17 protein-coding genes are annotated in these 16329 nt (G+C 62.8%); 6 read left to right on the plus strand and 11 right to left on the minus strand.

Annotated elements, in window-relative coordinates; genetic code table 11:
- Positions 1 to 262 precede the first annotated feature (262 nt).
- From E4633_RS04760 to purT, 3 genes are all read left to right on the plus strand, one after another.
- Positions 263 to 2752 (plus strand): TIGR03960 family B12-binding radical SAM protein, encoded by a 2490-nt coding sequence (locus E4633_RS04760; RefSeq protein WP_135869098.1) that lies wholly within the window; start codon positions 263 to 265, stop codon positions 2750 to 2752.
- A gap of 193 nt (positions 2753 to 2945) precedes the next feature.
- On the plus strand, positions 2946 to 4436 hold the full coding sequence (locus tag E4633_RS04765) for an Rne/Rng family ribonuclease (protein WP_135869099.1): 1491 nt from the start codon (positions 2946 to 2948) through the stop codon (positions 4434 to 4436).
- Between the two features lie 19 nt (positions 4437 to 4455).
- Complete coding sequence (purT, locus tag E4633_RS04770; protein ID WP_135869100.1) at positions 4456 to 5634, plus strand: formate-dependent phosphoribosylglycinamide formyltransferase; 1179 nt, start codon at positions 4456 to 4458, stop codon at positions 5632 to 5634.
- Positions 5635 to 6077: 443 nt separating this feature from the next.
- Here purT and E4633_RS04775 read toward each other — a convergent pair whose 3' ends face one another.
- The 5 genes from E4633_RS04775 to E4633_RS04795 form a co-directional block, all read right to left on the minus strand.
- Positions 6078 to 6794: a phosphatase gene (locus E4633_RS04775; protein WP_135869101.1), complete on the minus strand. Its 717-nt coding sequence runs from the start codon at positions 6792 to 6794 to the stop codon at positions 6078 to 6080.
- Positions 6795 to 7016: 222 nt separating this feature from the next.
- Entirely contained in the window at positions 7017 to 7292 is a 276-nt protein-coding gene (gene atpE, locus E4633_RS04780) for an ATP synthase F0 subunit C (RefSeq protein ID WP_015722622.1), read from the minus strand.
- Between the two features lie 129 nt (positions 7293 to 7421).
- Entirely contained in the window at positions 7422 to 8111 is a 690-nt protein-coding gene (gene atpB / locus E4633_RS04785) for a F0F1 ATP synthase subunit A (RefSeq protein ID WP_135869102.1), read from the minus strand.
- A 4-nt stretch (positions 8112 to 8115) separates the two neighbouring features.
- Positions 8116 to 8505, minus strand: a complete 390-nt coding sequence (locus E4633_RS04790; protein WP_135869103.1) for an ATP synthase subunit I — start codon at positions 8503 to 8505, stop codon at positions 8116 to 8118.
- The gene (locus E4633_RS04795) at positions 8474 to 8719 is read right to left on the minus strand and encodes an AtpZ/AtpI family protein (RefSeq protein WP_135869104.1); all 246 of its coding nucleotides are present in this window, start codon (positions 8717 to 8719) and stop codon (positions 8474 to 8476) included. The genes E4633_RS04790 and E4633_RS04795 overlap by 32 nt, the downstream gene beginning before the upstream one ends.
- Positions 8720 to 8977: 258 nt before the next feature.
- Between E4633_RS04795 and E4633_RS04800 the strand changes: the two genes are divergently transcribed.
- Both E4633_RS04800 and E4633_RS04805 read left to right on the plus strand, forming a co-directional pair.
- Entirely contained in the window at positions 8978 to 9391 is a 414-nt protein-coding gene (locus E4633_RS04800; RefSeq protein ID WP_135869105.1) for a winged helix-turn-helix domain-containing protein, read from the plus strand.
- Positions 9388 to 10125: a sulfite exporter TauE/SafE family protein gene (locus tag E4633_RS04805; RefSeq protein WP_135869106.1), complete on the plus strand. Its 738-nt coding sequence runs from the start codon at positions 9388 to 9390 to the stop codon at positions 10123 to 10125. The genes E4633_RS04800 and E4633_RS04805 overlap by 4 nt, the downstream gene beginning before the upstream one ends.
- On the opposite strand, the gene E4633_RS20515 is transcribed toward E4633_RS04805, so the two are convergent.
- The 6 genes from E4633_RS20515 to E4633_RS04835 are packed head-to-tail and all read right to left on the minus strand — an operon-like array spanning position 10088 to position 14887.
- Positions 10088 to 10474, minus strand: a complete 387-nt coding sequence (locus tag E4633_RS20515; RefSeq protein ID WP_198419384.1) for a hypothetical protein — start codon at positions 10472 to 10474, stop codon at positions 10088 to 10090. The genes E4633_RS04805 and E4633_RS20515 overlap by 38 nt on opposite strands.
- 2 nt (positions 10475 to 10476) lie before the next feature.
- Positions 10477 to 10788, minus strand: a complete 312-nt coding sequence (locus tag E4633_RS04815) for a hypothetical protein (protein ID WP_135869107.1) — start codon at positions 10786 to 10788, stop codon at positions 10477 to 10479.
- Positions 10789 to 10798: 10 nt separating this feature from the next.
- Positions 10799 to 11626: a NapH/MauN family ferredoxin-type protein gene (locus E4633_RS04820; protein ID WP_135869108.1), complete on the minus strand. Its 828-nt coding sequence runs from the start codon at positions 11624 to 11626 to the stop codon at positions 10799 to 10801.
- Positions 11616 to 12272, minus strand: a complete 657-nt coding sequence (locus E4633_RS04825) for a MauM/NapG family ferredoxin-type protein (RefSeq protein ID WP_135869109.1) — start codon at positions 12270 to 12272, stop codon at positions 11616 to 11618. Before E4633_RS04825 ends, E4633_RS04820 begins: the two co-directional genes overlap by 11 nt.
- Before the next feature lie 4 nt (positions 12273 to 12276).
- Positions 12277 to 14595: a molybdopterin-dependent oxidoreductase gene (locus E4633_RS04830; RefSeq protein ID WP_135869110.1), complete on the minus strand. Its 2319-nt coding sequence runs from the start codon at positions 14593 to 14595 to the stop codon at positions 12277 to 12279.
- Positions 14596 to 14623: 28 nt separating this feature from the next.
- Positions 14624 to 14887, minus strand: a complete 264-nt coding sequence (locus tag E4633_RS04835) for a chaperone NapD (RefSeq protein ID WP_135869111.1) — start codon at positions 14885 to 14887, stop codon at positions 14624 to 14626.
- Between the two features lie 367 nt (positions 14888 to 15254).
- Between E4633_RS04835 and E4633_RS04840 the strand changes: the two genes are divergently transcribed.
- The gene (locus E4633_RS04840) at positions 15255 to 16307 is read left to right on the plus strand and encodes a GspE/PulE/PilB domain-containing protein (RefSeq protein WP_135869112.1); all 1053 of its coding nucleotides are present in this window, start codon (positions 15255 to 15257) and stop codon (positions 16305 to 16307) included.
- Positions 16308 to 16329: the final 22 nt, after the last annotated feature.

The raw sequence follows: 16329 nt of genomic DNA on the forward strand, positions 1-16329 counted from the left end.
TGAAATGGGTTGGTATTTCGGATATTAGCAGGTAGCGTGCCAGCGTCTCATTATAACCGTAAACACTTAATAAACCGCGGTAGGCGGTGGGGGGAGGGGGGCTGCCTCATGCAAACCTCACCCCATATGCTCCAGTCGATACCCCAAATGGGGTATACGCTTCCCCTGCAGACCGTCCAGCGGCGGGTATTTGCCTTGCCAGGTATCAGGATAGTTTGTTATTATGGCCGGTCATGGCTTGACCGAGCTATCTGGGGGATTTTTGAGCAATAACATACTTTTGTCAGTAGAAAAGCCGGCCCGTTACATGGGCGGCGAGATGGGAACCGTTGCCGACCGGGAAGGGGCGCTCCGCTTCGTCCTTGCCTTTCCGGACGTATATGAAATAGGGATGAGCCATCTCGGGTTGCAGGTGCTCTACGGCGTGCTGAAAGAGCAGGCGTGGATCATGCCCGAGCGCGCCTACGCCCCGTGGCCTGATCTGGAAGCGTCGCTGCGCGCCGAGGGAAAATCTCTGGCGACCCTGGAAGCCGGCACCCCGCTGGCAAAGGTTGATATCCTCGGCTTCACCCTGCAGTACGAGCTTTCCTACACCAACATTCTGAACATGATGGACCTCTCCGGGATCCCGCTTTTGGCTGCCGAGCGACCGGACGGATATCCGCTCGTCATCGGGGGCGGCCCCTGCGCCTACAACTCCGAGCCCCTTGCCGACTTCTTCGACGCCTTCCTGATCGGTGACGGCGAGGAGGCAGTGATCGAACTGGCCGCGTGCGTCCGGACCGCCAAGGAAGAAGGGCTCTCGAAAGGAGAGCTCCTCGAGCGGCTGGCGCGGATAGAAGGAGTGTACGTCCCCTCCTTCTTCGAGGTGAGCTACTTCCCGGACGGCCGGGTCGAGCGCATCACCCCCGTGCATGAGAACTACCGCAGCGTGCGCCGTCGCTTCGTCGCCGATCTGGAAACCGCCTACTACCCGACCTCTCCCATCGTTCCGTTCCTTAAGACGGTGCACGACCGGGTGAGCGTCGAGATATCCCGCGGCTGCACCAGGGGGTGCCGCTTCTGCCAGGCAGGCTACATCTACCGTCCCGTGCGCGAGCGCAGCCCCGAGCGTGTCTTCGAGATCATGGAGGAGGCGCTCGAGAACACGGGGTACGACGAGATCTCCCTCCTCTCCCTCTCCACCGGCGACTACGGCTGCCTCACGCCGCTTTTGAAGGGGCTCATGGACCGCTACTCCGCGAAGAAAAAGGCGGTCTCCCTCCCTTCCATGCGCGTCGGGAGCCTGAGCGACGAGATGGCCGAGGAGATCCGCCGCGTGCGCAAGACCGGCTTCACCCTCGCCCCCGAGGCTGGGAGCGAGCGCCTGCGCAGCGTCATCAACAAGGGGATCACCGAGGAGGCGCTCCTCGATAACGCCCGCTCCGTGTACAGCAACGGCTGGCGCCTGATCAAGCTCTACTTCATGATCGGCCTACCGACCGAGACCATGGAGGACGTGGACGGCATCGTGGAACTCTCCCGCGAGGTGAAGCGCCAGGGGAAGTTCGCCGGCAACGGCGGCGACGTCAACGTGTCGGTATCGAGCTTCGTACCTAAGCCGCACACCCCGTTCCAGTGGGAGCCGCAGATCACCGAGGCGGAGATCGTCGAGAAGCAGCGCCACCTGCGCGACGCCCTCAAGAAAAAAAAGCTGATCATGAAGTGGCAGGACGCCTCCCTCTCCGGCATGGAAGGAGTCTTCGCCCGCGGCGACCGGCGCCTGTCGCGCCTTCTCATCGAGGCGCACCGGCTCGGGTGCCGCTTCGACGGCTGGTGGGAGCATTTCGACCGCAGCAAGTGGGCGCAGGCCTTCGAGAATTGCGGGATCGACCCCTCCTTTTATCTCAGGCGGCGCGAAGTCGACGAGGTGCTCCCCTGGGATCACATCGACTGCGGCGTGACCAAGGAATTCCACCTGAAGGAGCGCGAGGCGGCGCTTGTCGGGGCGGCGACGCCCGACTGCCGTTTCGACCGCTGCACCGGGTGCGGCGTCTGCGACTTCAAGGAAGTGAAGCTGAGACTGAACGATCCCGTCCCCTTCGGCACCTATGCCAGCGAAGCCGCGCAGCAGGAGCAGACCGAAGAGGGGACCAGGATCCGTATCCGCTTCGAGAAGGTGGGGCGTATGCGTTTCCTGAGCCATCTCGAGATGCTGACCCTCTTCACCAGGGCGGTCGGCCGCTCCGGCATCCCGATCCGCTACTCCCAAGGGTTCCATCCGCACCCGAAGTTTTCCTTTGCCACTGCGCTGTCGGTCGGCATCGAGTCCTACGCGGAGTACATGGACTTCGAGGTTAACACTGGCTACACGGCGGACGAGCTGAAAGAAGCACTGAACGCGACCCTTCCCGAAGGGGTTCGGGTGCTGGAGTCGAGCGAGATCCCGCTGCGAGCCCCGGCACTTTCCGTCATCATGGACAAGGTGCGCTACCGCGTCACCCTCCCCGATGAGCTGGCCGTATCGCTTCCGGAGAAGGTAGCCGCGTTCCTTGCCCTGGAGTCCGTGCCGCTTCGGCGCGAGAAGAAGGGGAAGGTGATCGAGTTCGACCTGCGTCACGAGCTGGTGGAACTGAAGGCGGAAGGGAACGCCCTGGAGATGGTGGTCGGGCGCGGTAAGCCCGTCGAGTTCGCCTCCGCCATCCTGGACGTGCCCGCCGAAGCCCTGAAGGATGCCCGGCTGGAGAAGGTGGAAGTCCTATTTACTGCGTAAAGCGTTCTATGTTCTACGTTCTAGGTTCTACGTTAACGGCGCTGACAGCGTCGCGACCGCGAGCCTCATTCCGTGTAGTGCCTGAGGGTATAGCGTTTTGTAGCGCCCCAGAGGGCCATGCATTCACGTAGAACGTAGAACATAGAACTTAGAACTGTTTTGTTTTTGAATTTATATACAGGAAGGGGTTCACATGGGAAACGAGCTGGTTATCAACACCACCTCCCACGAGACCCGCATCGCGCTCATCGAAAACGGCACCATCGCGGAGCTGTACGTCGAGAGGAGCAGGGTGAAGGGGATCATCGGCAACATCTACAAGGGTAGGGTGGTCCGGGTGCTGCCGGGTATGCAGGCGGCGTTCGTGGACATCGGGCTGGAAAAGGCGGCATTTCTTTACGTGGCGGACGTCTTCGACGCCATGGACGAGTACGACAGTTACATAGAGCCGGAGCAGGGTGAGGAGCCGGTGCCGCACCCGCTGCACCCGATCGAGGATCTCCTCCAGGAAGGGCAGGAACTCCTGGTGCAGATCTCAAAGGAACCGATCGGCACCAAGGGGGCGCGCATCACGGCGCACATCTCGCTCCCCGGGCGTCACCTGGTCTACATGCCGACCGTGGACCACGTCGGCATCTCCCGCCGCATCGAGGACGAGGAGGAGCGCGAGCGCCTCAAAGAGATCGTCGACCGCATCAAGCCGGTCGGCGGCGGCTTCATCGTCCGGACCGTCTCGGAGGGAAAGAGCGAGGAGGACCTGGTCGCCGACCTGCACTACCTCACCAAACTCTGGGACGAGATCGCCAAGAAGAAGGACAAGGCGGGCGCGCCGACCCTGATCCACTCGGACCTCGACGTCACCCAGAAGGTGGTGCGCGACATCCTCACCGAGTCGGTAGAGCGCATCGTCGTCGACTCGAAGCCCGAACACGACAAGATCGTCCAGTTCATCAGCACCTTCATGCCCAAGATGAAGTACTCCATCGAGCTGTACGACGAGGAGGAGCCGATCTTCGACCACTTCGGTCTCGAGGTTGAGATCAGCCGCGCCCTCGGCCGCAAGGTCTGGCTCAAATCGGGCGGCTACATCATCATCGAGCAGACCGAGGCGCTCACCGCCATCGACGTGAACACCGGGCGTTACGTCGGCAAGCACAACCTCGAAGACACCATCCTGAAGACAAACCTCGAGGCGGTCAAGGAGATCGCTTACCAGCTGCGCCTGAGAAACCTGGGCGGCATCATCATCATCGACTTCATCGACATGGAGAAGGAGGTGAACCGGGAGAAGGTCTACGGCGCGCTCGAGGAGGCGCTCAAGAGCGACAAGTCGAAGACCAACATCCTGAAGATCTCCGAACTGGGCCTCGTGGAGATGACCCGGAAGCGCGTGCGCGAGAGCCTCGGGCGCATGATGTGCGAGCCCTGCCCTTACTGCGAGGGACGCGGCTACGTGAAGTCGAAGATCACCGTATGCCACGAGATCTTCCGCGAACTGCGCCGCGAGATGCTGGATATCCGGGGCACCAAGGTGATGCTCACCGTGCACCCGCAGGTGGCCGACCTCCTCTACGACGAGGAGCGCCGCGGCCTCGAGGAGCTGGAGAAGAACTTCAAGAAGCGGATCACGGTCCGCGCGAAGCCCGGCTTCCACCAGGAACAGTTCGAAGTAGCCGTAACCTAATACACAGTCAGGAGAGAAGATGATCGGTACGCCGCTGAAGACAGGTGCGACGAGGATGATGCTTTTGGGCTCGGGGGAGCTCGGCAAGGAAGTGGCCATCGAGGCCCAGAGGTTCGGGATCGAGGTGGTGGCGGTGGACCGCTACGCGAACGCTCCGGCGATGCAGATCGCGCATAGAAGCCACGTGATCGACATGCTGAACCGTGAGGAGCTGGACCGGGTGGTGCGCCTTGAAAACCCCGCCTACATCGTCCCGGAGATCGAGGCGATCAACACCGAGTACCTCCTGGAGCTCGAAAAGGAAGGCTTCAACGTCATCCCGACCGCGCGCGCCGCGAATCTCACCATGAACCGCGAGGGGATCCGCAGGCTCGCCGCCGAGGAGCTCGGCCTCCCGACCGCGGCGTACCGTTTCGCCACCAGCATGGAGGAGTTCGCCGAGGCCGTCGCCGCCATCGGACTTCCCTGCGTGGTGAAGCCGATCATGAGCTCGTCTGGCAAGGGGCAGAGCGTCCTGCGCGACGCGGCTGACATGGAGCGCTCCTTCCGCTACGCCATCGAGGGGGCGCGCGGTGCCTCCAACAAGGTGATCGTGGAGGAGTTCATCCCGTTCGATTACGAGATCACCCTCCTCACCGTGCGCCATGTCGGCGGCACCACCTTCTGTCCGCCGATCGGTCACCGCCAGATCGACGGCGACTACCACGAGTCATGGCAGCCGACCCCGATGGTTCCCGCCGTGCTCGCCGAGGCGCAGCGCCAGGCCGAGGCGGTGACCGCCGCCCTTGGCGGACGCGGCATCTTCGGCGTGGAGTTCTTCGTGACCGGCGAGAAGGTCTGGTTCTCCGAGGTCTCCCCCCGTCCTCACGACACCGGGATGGTCACCATGGTCTCCCAGAACCTCTCCGAGTTCGAATTGCACGTACGCGCTATCCTGGGGCTTCCCGTCCCTGAGGTTGAGAGCCTTGGCTGCGCCGCGTCGCACGTCATTCTCGCGGAGGATGCTGTTGGTGAGGTCGCTTTCGAAGGGGTTGCCGAGGCGCTCGCGATACCTGCGAGCAAGCTGCGTCTTTTCGGCAAGCCGGACACCAGGAAGGGGCGCCGCATGGGCGTGGCACTCGTATTGGGCAAGGATTGTGACGATGCGAGGGAGAAGGCCGAGCAGGCGGCGCACTGCGTGAAGATTGTGAAGCGCTAGATCGAAGATCAGGCTGTTTCTACCGGGGGCGAACTACTAAAGTTCGCCCCTCTTTTTTTGCATATTCGGGACTTTTGGGGGGACGTTCGGAAATTGCTGGAAGGCGGGTACATGAGCTACGAAGCGCCATACGTGAACTCGCGCTCCCCCCTTTGCGAAGGGGGGACGGGGGGGATTTGCTCTTTGCTCTTGGTTCCCGTCGGTTGAATGGATCCCGAGAGTTGCTTTCACGCAAGACGGAACCACCAGGGTCGTTCGGCATCTGTGATTTAACTTGCGCAGCGTGGGGCATCGCAGCGTCAGAAAGAGCTTGCATGCTCTAACGAAAGGCAAATCCCCCCTGACCCCCCTTCGCAAAGGGGGGAACGCTGAGGCTCATGCATTGCTTCGCGGCAACACACCCCTTCCTTCCTGGAATGTTCCGATGATCCTTATTGCGCCTTCTATTCCTTGATCCCGAGGAAATCAAGCAGCCGCTCCCACGAAGCGTTGACCACCTGCCCTTCGGCGATACCCGCCTCTGCCGCCAGCTTCAGCGCCTCGTCAAACACCCCGACCCCCTGGCAGATGTGCGCGTCGCTTCCTATCATCACCCGCGCCCCGATCCGCGCGCAGAGACGGGCGATCTCGGTGCAGTTTCCTTCGCTCCCCTTGCGGCTCACCGCCGAGAGCGAGGAGTTGTTCAGCTCGAGCGCCGTGTCGGTGGCAAGTGCACCCATGACGATCTCCTCGTAGTCGAGCGGGAAGACGGGGTTACCCGGGTGGGAGATGCATTTTACCAGCGGGTTTTCCATCACGGCGAGGAGGGTCTTCGTGTTGCGCGCGCGGTCCTGGCCGCAGATGCCGCAGTCCTCGTGGAAGCCGGCCATGACGAAGTCGAGCGTCTCTAGGACGTCCGGCTCGAGGTCGAGCCTACCCGTGTGGTCGAGGATGTTCGCCTCGACGCCGCGGAAGATCCTGACCCCGGAGATGGTTGCCGGGACGAAGCGCATGGCGCAGAAATGGAAGCGGTGCGGTCCGCCGGGGAGCCCCGGGCCGTGGTCGGTCACCGCGAGTCCGCGCAGTCCGGCCTGGGCGGCGGCATTTGCCAGTTCGTTGATGGTGGAGTAGGCGTGCCCTGAAGCGAGCGTGTGAGTGTGCATGTCGGCTATGATTTTCATGGCCGGACTATTTCATAGCGGCTTTGAAATGTCAAGGGACCCCCCATCCCCTCGCCCTTCGGGAGAGGGTGCCCGAAGGGCGGGTGAGGGCGTTGCTACGAAGTGATGCCGCCGGTCGAATGAATAAGAAACAGGTGCCGTTCGGGGACAAGTTACGCAGCGGATATAAAAAAAGGGCACACCTTGCGGTGTGCCCTTTTTCAAGCTTCGTGCGGTAACGAATTACTTCGCGACAGCTTTAGCCAGCTCGAGAGCTACTTCTTTGTACGGGTTGGCGAAGAGGATGATGAGGCAGACGACCAGTGCGTAGATCGCCAGGGACTCGATCATTGCCAGACCGATCATCATGGTGGTGAGGATTTTGCCGGAAGCGCCCGGGTTACGGGAAACGCCTTCAACAGCGCTCTTAACTGCGAGACCCTGGCCGATGCCGGTGCCGAGGGTGCCGAGAGCCATGCCGATGCCTGCTGCGAGTACACACATAGTAAAGAATTCCATTTGTTTCTCCTTTGCTGCGTATTTTTCCTAAATAGTATAGGAAGTAAAGTCCGTTCAATGTTCAACGTTCAACGTTCCAGCGTCCTCGGTGTTAACCTTGAACGTTGAACGCTGAACGTCTTTTTGGTTTTAGTGCGCGTGCTCCAGCGAGCCCTGGATGTAGATCATCGCGAGGAGCATGAAGACGAAGGCCTGAATGAAGGAGACCAGCACGCCCATCAGCATCATCGGCAGCGGTACCAGGAACGGAGCCAGACCGAAGAAGATGATCAGGACGAGCTCGTGGCCGTTCATGTTACCGAAGAGACGCAGGGTGAGCGAGATAACGCGGCTCAGGTGACCGATCACCTCGATGAAGAACATCATCGGTGCCAGCCAGGCGATGGGGCCCAGGAAGTGCTTGATGTAAGCGGCGCCGTGGTGCTTCACGCCCACGATGTGGGTGGTGACGAACACGACGACCGCGCAGGCCGCGGTGGTGTTGATGTTAGCGGTCGGCGGGAAGAAGCCCGGGACGAGGCCCATCAGGTTGGACACCAGGATGAACAGGGCCAGGGTGGCCACCAGCGGGAAGAACGGACGGCCGTGCTCGCCCATGGTCTCCACCAGCATGTTCTCGATGCCGCCCACGATCACTTCCATGAAGTTCTGGAGGCCGGAGGGAACCGCCTGCAGCCTCTTGGTTGCCGCGATGGACAGAAGCACCAGGCCGAGCATGAGCAGCCAGGTGTAGACTACGGCGTCGGCACCTGCCTCGGAAAAGCCGAGGGGGTGGAGCAACTCGCGGAAGAACTGAAGGAATAAAAACGGATGAACCATGAAGCTAGCCTCCTTTACGGGTCGACAAATATATCGAAAAAGCGATTATGTTGATCACGAGGACCGAAAGTCCGATCAAAAGGCCGAAGATGTCTGCCTTTAGGACCACGATCGCCAGGTACAAAAGCGCCGCCATGATGGCCAGCCGCAGGATGTAGCGTAATACGGCGAAGCGCGAGGCGTTGCGCGGCTGCAGGCGAAGCGCCGCTTCCAGACCGTTGCGGATCCAGAAGAAGTTCGCGATGGCGAGCATGCCGCCCGCGAAGAGCGAAACTCCGAACCTCGGTGAGACCAGCAAGGCACCGGCGGCGCCGAAAGCCCCGCTCAGCAGGAGACTCCCACGCACCAGCCAGGAGAAGATGTTACTCTCGTTTATCCTTGTCGGACCCGTCATCGCGCAGCTCTTTTCCCGCTAATATGAATATGTTGCGGAAACCTGCCGCAATGCCGAAAAACATGAAGATGAAGAAAAACCACGGGTCAGTGCCGAGCCAATGGTCCAGTTTCAACCCCACGTAGACGCCGATGGCGATGGCCACCGCGAACGCGATCCCCATGGTGGAGATCATGCCCAGCGTCCTGAGCAGGTTCTTCTTTTCTTCATTCATAACTGTGCGTCCTCTGTCCCGTATACAAATCACGGGTAGAAAACCAAGGCTAAATAGCACGTCGGCGGTACTAATGTCAATTAATTTCCAAGACGCGCCTCAACAAAAATAGCGATTTATCGCGGCGTCTTGCCCTTTATGTTACCTCAGGACGCTATGGCGCGGTGGGAAAAGGTTGCCCGTTGCGGGAAAGGTGGTACCATCAGTTGCGTTGTGCGCTTTTGGTATAACGGATGCGTCCCAAGGGAAGGAGCTGCAATGACGGACCACAGCCGCGATGACAGCTGCGGAAAGGATGGAGCGAGGGAGAGCCGTACCGGTGCCGCTCGTTCGAGACTCTGCGTCCGCTCCAAGATCTGGATCGAACTGGATGGGGAACCGGTGCTGGGACAGGGGCGCCTCGAGCTGCTGCGACTGGTGGGGAAGAGCGGCTCCATAAACGCCGCCGCCAAGGAGATGGGGATCCCCTACCGCAAGGCCTGGACCTACATCGACTCCATGGAGAAACGGCTCGGCTTTCCGCTTGTGCTTCGCTCCAAGGGGGGGAGCGGAGGTGGAGCGTCGACGCTCACCCCCGAGGCGGAAAGCCTGCTCCAGAAGTTCGAAGCGCTACAAAAGGGGTTCGAAGAGCTCGTGAACGGCAAGTTCGCCGGCCTGGGGTTTGCCCTATGACGCTCACCCTGCTGGCAGCGCTCTTCGTCTGTATCCTGGTGGTCGCCGTCCTCTACTCGAGCGTGGGGCACGGCGGTGCATCCGGCTACATCGCCCTCATGGCCCTTTTCGCCCTGCCGACCGCGTCGATAAAGCCGACCGCACTCGTCCTAAACATCCTGGTCGCCGGTATTGCCACCTGCACCTACCGGCGCGCTGGCCAGTTCCGCTGGTCCGTCTTCTGGCCCTTCGCCGTGACTTCCATCCCGATGAGTTTCGTTGGCGGTGCGCTGCAACTCCCCGCGATCTACTTCAAGCCCCTGCTTGGGGCGGTGCTTCTTTTCGCCGCCTTCCGGCTGGTCTACCGCCAGGTCGAAAATCCGGTTCCCCCCTCGTCTCCTCCGCAGGCGGTCGCGGCGGCGATCGGCATGGTCTTAGGTTTCGTCTCCGGCCTCATCGGCGTCGGGGGAGGGATCTTCCTGAGCCCGCTCCTGCTTTTATTCGGCTGGGCCACGCCGCGCCAGACCGCCGGCATCTCGGCGCTCTTCATCCTGGTCAATTCCATCGCCGGCCTGCTCGGTCACGTGAGCTCCTTGGGAAACGTCATGCACGGTTCCGCATGGCTCGCCGCAGCGGCAGTCTTGGGCGGCCTGTTGGGCTCGGCGCTTGGCAGCCGACTCTTACCCGTGCCGGCCATACTGAGGACCCTTTCCCTGGTCACCTTTTCGGCGGCTCTGAAGCTGATCCTGACCTAGCCGGGACCAGGCGGAGCGCCACTTCGGCGAGCGGACAGCAGGAGACGCACGCGCCGCACCCGGTGCAGAGCCCCTCGTCGATGACGATGCCGACCCCCGCGGCGAAGGAGAGCGCCCCCGCCTCGCACCTGTCGAGGCAGGTAAAGCAGCCGCAGCTTCCGGCCGGGCAGTGCTCGGGATCGACCCGCGCCACCCTGACCACCCCCGCTTCGTCGTCTCCCGCCGCATGCGCCGACAGGCCCGGCTCCCGGTCGCGCATCTCCCCGGGATCAGCCAGGACCCGGCTGGAGTTCAGCAGGAAATCCCCCACCGCGTAGAAGCTGCCGCGAAAAAAATCCTTCCGGCTCACGGTCATTTCTTGCCGCGCTTTCCTTTCTTCACGCTTTCCTTTCCCCCCTGCACATGGCACTGGGTACAGTTGAGCCGCTCGGGGTGACTCGTGGCGGGCGCCCCCTTCACTCCGTCGCGATGGCAGGCGTTACACTCCTCGCCGTCCTGGTTCGCCTTCACGGCGTGCGGAATCACCGGGGGATCTCCGGGAGACTGCTGCGCATCCGCGGCGAGGTCGGGCGCAGACTCTTCCGCCTCGTCGCCCCATGCCGGGGCCTGTAGTGCCAGCGCCAGGAAGGCGCAAAGGATGAGGGGGAGCACGTTTTTCTTCATATGAGACCTCCTATGGGGCGGACTTCTCGATCGGTATCCCCTCGTCCGTTACGGAGTGGGGCTCTTTCTTGAAACGGAACCCGACGCTTAAGGCGCGCTCGGGGCAGATGTCGAGGCAGGCAAGGCAGCGGGTGCACTCTCCGGCGCGCACCCGGCGCGCCCCCTGGTCCCAAAGCGGCTCGAGCACTTCCGGGACCGGGCAGACCGCAACGCAGTCGCCGCACCCCGTGCAGCGCTCCCTGTGGAAGCCGACCTTCAGCGGACTGAAGCGGGCGATGAGTGCGTAGAACGCGCCCAGCGGGCAGAGCGAGCGGCACCAGACCCGCGGCGCAGCAACGCCTTCCACCAAGAGGATCGCAGCCGGGACCAGAAGCGGGACGAGGGAGGCGAAAGCGATGGCGCGCCCCATGATGCCGATGGGCGACAGCACCTCGAAAAGGGGGACCCCGGTCGCCGCCACGGTCACCAGCACGGCCGCAAGGATGTAGCGGCCGGTGGCAAGCGGCAGGAATCGTCCCCCACGCCTCATCCTTCTCGAGAACTTCTCCCCCAGCTCGGTGAGAAAGCCTACCGGACAGACCCAGCCACAGAAGCTGCGCCCTCCAAAGACGAAGTAGCCGGAAGTCACCAGGAGCGCCCCGAAGAGGAAGGAGGGGATAAGGACGCCGGAGCCGATCACCGCCTGCAGGCAGGCGAGCGGGTCCGAAAGGCGCACCCCGGCAAGTTCCGCGGAGGCGAGGTTGCCGCTGAAAAAGGTGAATCCCGCCACCGGAGAGGCGAGCAGCAAAATGGTGCCGGTCTGCACCGCCCGGCGCGGCAGCCACCACCTAGAAGTCATAGCTGTCCCTCTGGACCTCTACCGTCTCCCGCACCACGATCACCGGCTTGGGGAGCACGCAGGCGTTCTCGCAGACCCCGCAGCCGACGCACTTCTCCCGGTGCACCACCGGCTCCATGATGGTGTGTTCCCCGGTCCGCGGGTTGTGCCGCGGCTCCAGGGTGATCGCCTGGTCGATGAGCGGGCACTGGCGGTAACAGACCTCGCAGCGCAGCCCGCGTATCGAGAGGCATCCCTCCCGGTCTACGATCTGCGCGGTTCCCATGCGCACCTTTTCCACCTCGGTGGTCTTCGGGTCGAGCGCGCCGGACGGGCAGGCCTTGACGCAGGGGAGGTCGGGGCAGAGGTAGCAGGGAGTCTGTCGCGCCGAGATGTATGGCGTCCCGATCCCTACGCCCCGATCCTGGAGCCTGATCGCGTGATACGGGCAGGCCTGGGCGCACTTGCCGCAGCGCACGCAGGCGGCCAGGAAGCGACGCGCCGCGATGGCGCCGGGGGGCCTGAGCACGAAGCCGTGCGCCTCCCCCGGCCGCAGGTAGACCGAGGCCCCCCCGGCGGTCGCGAGCGCGAGCGCGAAGGGTGCCAGCGCTCCCCCCTTCAGGAACCGGCGCCGCGAGATGCCGCTGTCGTCCCGCTCTTTCGGCATCTTCCTACGCCTTTTGCACCTTGACCGCGCACTTCTTGAAATCCGGTTCCTTGGAGAGCGGATCGAAGGCGTCGATGCAGATCTCGTTCACCAGCTTCTTCTCGTCGAAGAAGGTTGTGAAGACGGAGCCGCGCTCCGGGGTCCCTCTGCCGCCGATCTCGGCGGTCAGCACGATCGAGCCGCGCCGCGAGGTGATGCGCACCTGGTCGCGGTTTCTGATGCCGAGCCGCTTCGCGTCTTCCGGATGCAGCTCCACCGTCGCCTGGGAGACAGCCCTCCTAAGCTCGGGGACGCGCCCGGTCATGGTGCCGGTGTGCCAGTGCTCGAGGAGCCGCCCGGTGCAGAACCAGAACGGGTAGTTGCGGTCCGGGACCTCGGCGGGGGGCTCGTAGGGGCGGAACCAGGCCGATACCTTGTTGTTGGGCGCCTTGTAGAACTTGATCCCCTCGCCTTTGGCGACGTGCTCGTCGTCCGCCTCGGTGTAGCGCCACCTCGTCTCCGTGCCGTTCGCCTTGACCGGCCAGCGAAGCCCGCGCACCTTGGCGTACGTGCCGTAGGGGGCAAGGTCCTTGCCGGTACCCAAGGTGAACTTGCGGTACTCCTCGAAGATCGCCCGGTGCATCCCCTTCTCCGGGTAGGGGAAGAGCGCGCCGTGCCCCATGCGCTTCGCGAACTCGATCAACTGCCAGACGTCCTCTTTTGACTTGCCAGGGGCGTTCACCATCTTGAACCACTGCTGGGTGCGCCTTTCCGTGTTGCCGAAGACCCCCTCCTTCTCCACCCAGGAGGCCGAGGGGAGCACCACGTCGGCGAGCTCGGTGCTGCGGGTCGGGTAGATGTCCGAGACGACGATGAAGGCCTTTCTCGACTGGGCCGCCTTGCGCACCCGGTTCAGGTTCGGGAGCGACTGGAAGGGGTTCGTGCACTGGATCCAGATGCACTTAAGCTCGCCGCGGTCGATGGCGCGGAACATCTCGACGGTGTGCAGCCCGACCTTGGCCGGTATCTTTTCTGCAGGAACCCCCCAGATCCCCGCCGCCTTCTTGCGGTGCGCCTCGTTCATCACCACCATGTCCGCCGGGAGCCGGTGCGCGAAGGTGCCGACCTCGCGGGCCGTGCCGCACGCCGAGGGCTGGCCGGTGAGGGAGAGCGGGTTCTCACCGGGCTTGCAGATCTTACCGGTCAAAAGGTGCAGGTTGTAGATCAGGTTGTTCACCCAGACCCCGCGGGAGTGCTGGTTCACCCCCATGGTCCAGAGCGAGTTCACCTTCCGGGACTTGTCCCCGTAGACCCTGGCGAGCTCCTCGATCTTCGCGGCGGGGATGCCGGAGACCTTCTGCGCCCACTGCGGGGTGTAAGGTTTCATGAGCGCCTTGTACTCCTCGAAGGAGAGGTTCTTCACGTCGGCCGGGGTCTCGTTGAACGCCTCCTTGTCCTTCAGGCCGTAAGGGGCGTTCTCCTTCCCCCTCTTGAAGGAGACGTGCTTGGCCACGAACGCCTCGTCGTAGAGCTTGTCGCGCAGGATCACGTGGATGATGGCATTCAGGGCGGCCAGGTCGCCGTGTGGCTTGATGGCGATGAACTCGTCCGCCATCTTCGTGGTGCGCGTGCGCCTCGTGGCAATGTCGATCAACTTCACCTTCGGGTGCTTCAGCTTGTTGTCGATGAGACGCGAGAAGAGGACCGGGTGCGCCTCGGCCATGTTGGCGCCCCAAAGGACGTAGGTGTCGCCGAGGTCGAGATCGTCGTAGCACCCCATCGGCTCGTCCGAGCCGAAGGTGTTCATGAAGGCCACCACGGCGCTTGCCATGCAAAGCCTCGCGTTCGGTTCCAGGTTGTTGGTGCCGATCCCCCCCTTCATCAGTTTCGAGGCGACGTAACCCTCCTGGATGGTCCACTGCCCCGAGCCGTAGAGGGCGACCGAGTCGGGCCCGTGCTCGGCGATCGCCTTCTTGTACTGCGCGGCGATCAGGTCGAGCGCCTCGTCCCAGCTCGCCTCGACCATCCTGTTCCCCTTGCGGATCAGAGGCGTGGTGAGACGGTCCTTGCCGTAGAGCGCCTTCGAGAGGAAGTACCCCTTGATACAGTTGAGCCCCTTGTTCACCGGCCCGGCCGGGTCCCCCTTGGTGCTCACGATGCGTCCCCCCTTCACACCCACCAGGACCGAGCATCCGACGCCGCAGTACCGGCAGGGAGCCTTGCCCCAGGTGATGCCGTCCTCCGCCGCTTCCGCCCACTCGGGTCGTGCCACCGAAGCGCCTGCCGCGGCAAATGCGGCCGCAGCGGCACAGGCCTTGATGAAGTCTCGTCTGGAAAGTCCCATCGCGTCCTCCTTGAGAGTATTGAATGCGTTAAAAACCGGCCGGGTGGGCCCCCTCGGGAGCCGCATCCTCGAAGTTGTGGTAGGCAAGCTGCACCGAGATCACCCCCTCCATCTGCTGCAGCCCTTTCACCAGGTCGACCTCCGCGTCGATGGTGTCCGCCTCGATGACGGCCACGATCTTGCCGTCGGCAAGCACGCCGTGCACCTCTATCCCCTGGTAGACGGCGAGTTTTTCGGCGACGCCGCCGGCCTCATCGGGTCTGCATGACACAACGATTCCTGAAATAGGCATATCTCCTCCGGGCGAATACGGATTACTGGCATAGCAGTGTCCAAAACGAAGAAATACTACCATGCCCGCTGAATTCCGCAGGTCGATGCAGAAAAATCATTACATTAGGGTAAACTCAATCAGTCATAGGTGTTGCGGCCGAGCTGTTACGGGGAGCATGAGGATCTCAAGTAAGCTTCAGGATACGTTAGCGGTGCTTCCGGTGGCGGGGGCAGGTAGCACAACCCGTCCGGCAGATAGGTCTAGCGACAGACGGGTTGCAGAACTTTATTGCATCATAAGACAGTATTAAGTAGAATGTGCCAACTTTGATGTTGCGGCTGTACCGTTTGGAGAAATCGGCGCAAGGAAACCAGGAGGTAAACGGATGTCGGCGAAGCTTGGCGAGATGCTGCTCAAGGTTGGGGCCCTGACGAAAGGCCAGCTGGAACAGGTGCTGAAGGCGCAGGTGGTCTACGGGGGGAGGATAGGGACCAACCTCGTGGAGATGGGGCTCGTGTCTGAAGAGGAACTCGCCCATGTCCTGAGCGAACAGTCCGGGGCGCCCTGCGTCGAGCCTTTCGAACTCGGCGAGATCCCGAAAGAGGTTCTTCAGTTGGTCCCGATGGAACTGGTGCGCAAGTATCGCGTGGTGCCCCTGGCGCTCGACGGCAAGCGGCTCTCCCTCGCCATGGCCGATCCCCATGACTTCGATGCCGTGGAGGAGATCGGGTTCGTCACCGGGTACGTCGTGAAACCGAGGATCTGCACCGAGCTCAGGCTGAACGCGGCGCTCGAGAGGTACTACCGCATCGCCCGTCCCACCCGCTTCATCAAGGTCGAAGGGGGGATGAGAAGCTCCTTTGAGGCTGGCGCCGCAAGCGCCGCTTCGGCGCCGCTCACCGCGGGAACGCGGTGGGTGAGCATGCCGGAAGATAAGGCGCCGGCGGAACAGTTCACCGTGAAAGATGTCGCCGAGATGCTGGCGGCTGCGGCGACCGAAATGGAGGTGGTGCAGGCCTTGGTCTCCTACATGGGAGGCGAGTTCGATCGCGGCGGTTTTTTGAGCCTGAAAACCGGCAAGGTCTCCGGCGTGCAGGCCGTCGCCGACGGCGAGGCCGTGGAAGGGTTCGCGCGCTTCGAGGCGGATCTGGAGCAGTTGCCGCAGATGGCGCGCATGGTGGAGGAAAAGGGGCTCGTCATGTGCGAGCTTGCCAAGGGAGACGCCGACGGCCTGTTGGTCCGCTCACTGGGGGGGACGCTCCCCGCACCCGCCCTGCTGCTCCCCGTTTCCATGGGAGGGCACGTGGTGGCGGCGATCTGTGCGAGCGACGGCAAGGGGCGGTTAGGCGGGGGGGCCTTCGAGCTGCAGCGCGTAGGCGTCATGGCCGAGCTGAGCCTCGAGATGCTCTCGTTACGCAGGAAGATAAAATCCTCCTAGGCGGCCATCCGTTCACCCGCAA

The organism is Geomonas terrae, from assembly GCF_004791675.1.
GTDB lineage: Bacteria > Desulfobacterota > Desulfuromonadia > Geobacterales > Geobacteraceae > Geomonas > Geomonas edaphica.

Excerpts from the sequence above, each read along its gene's own strand:
- E4633_RS04795 (WP_135869104.1), bottom strand. The coding sequence starts at position 8,719 with ATGAATGAAGAAAAGAAGAACCTGCTCAGGACGCTGGGCATGATCTCC.
- E4633_RS04800 (WP_135869105.1), top strand. The coding sequence starts at position 8,978 with ATGACGGACCACAGCCGCGATGACAGCTGCGGAAAGGATGGAGCGAGG.
- atpE (WP_015722622.1), bottom strand. The coding sequence starts at position 7,292 with ATGGAATTCTTTACTATGTGTGTACTCGCAGCAGGCATCGGCATGGCT.
- E4633_RS04825 (WP_135869109.1), bottom strand. The coding sequence starts at position 12,272 with ATGCCGAAAGAGCGGGACGACAGCGGCATCTCGCGGCGCCGGTTCCTG.
- E4633_RS04805 (WP_135869106.1), top strand. The coding sequence starts at position 9,388 with ATGACGCTCACCCTGCTGGCAGCGCTCTTCGTCTGTATCCTGGTGGTC.
- E4633_RS04775 (WP_135869101.1), bottom strand. The coding sequence starts at position 6,794 with ATGAAAATCATAGCCGACATGCACACTCACACGCTCGCTTCAGGGCAC.
- purT (WP_135869100.1), top strand. The coding sequence starts at position 4,456 with ATGATCGGTACGCCGCTGAAGACAGGTGCGACGAGGATGATGCTTTTG.
- atpB (WP_135869102.1), bottom strand. The coding sequence starts at position 8,111 with ATGGTTCATCCGTTTTTATTCCTTCAGTTCTTCCGCGAGTTGCTCCAC.
- E4633_RS04790 (WP_135869103.1), bottom strand. The coding sequence starts at position 8,505 with ATGACGGGTCCGACAAGGATAAACGAGAGTAACATCTTCTCCTGGCTG.
- E4633_RS04840 (WP_135869112.1), top strand. The coding sequence starts at position 15,255 with ATGTCGGCGAAGCTTGGCGAGATGCTGCTCAAGGTTGGGGCCCTGACG.
- E4633_RS04820 (WP_135869108.1), bottom strand. The coding sequence starts at position 11,626 with ATGACTTCTAGGTGGTGGCTGCCGCGCCGGGCGGTGCAGACCGGCACC.
- E4633_RS04815 (WP_135869107.1), bottom strand. The coding sequence starts at position 10,788 with ATGAAGAAAAACGTGCTCCCCCTCATCCTTTGCGCCTTCCTGGCGCTG.
- E4633_RS04765 (WP_135869099.1), top strand. The coding sequence starts at position 2,946 with ATGGGAAACGAGCTGGTTATCAACACCACCTCCCACGAGACCCGCATC.
- E4633_RS04830 (WP_135869110.1), bottom strand. The coding sequence starts at position 14,595 with ATGGGACTTTCCAGACGAGACTTCATCAAGGCCTGTGCCGCTGCGGCC.
- E4633_RS04835 (WP_135869111.1), bottom strand. The coding sequence starts at position 14,887 with ATGCCTATTTCAGGAATCGTTGTGTCATGCAGACCCGATGAGGCCGGC.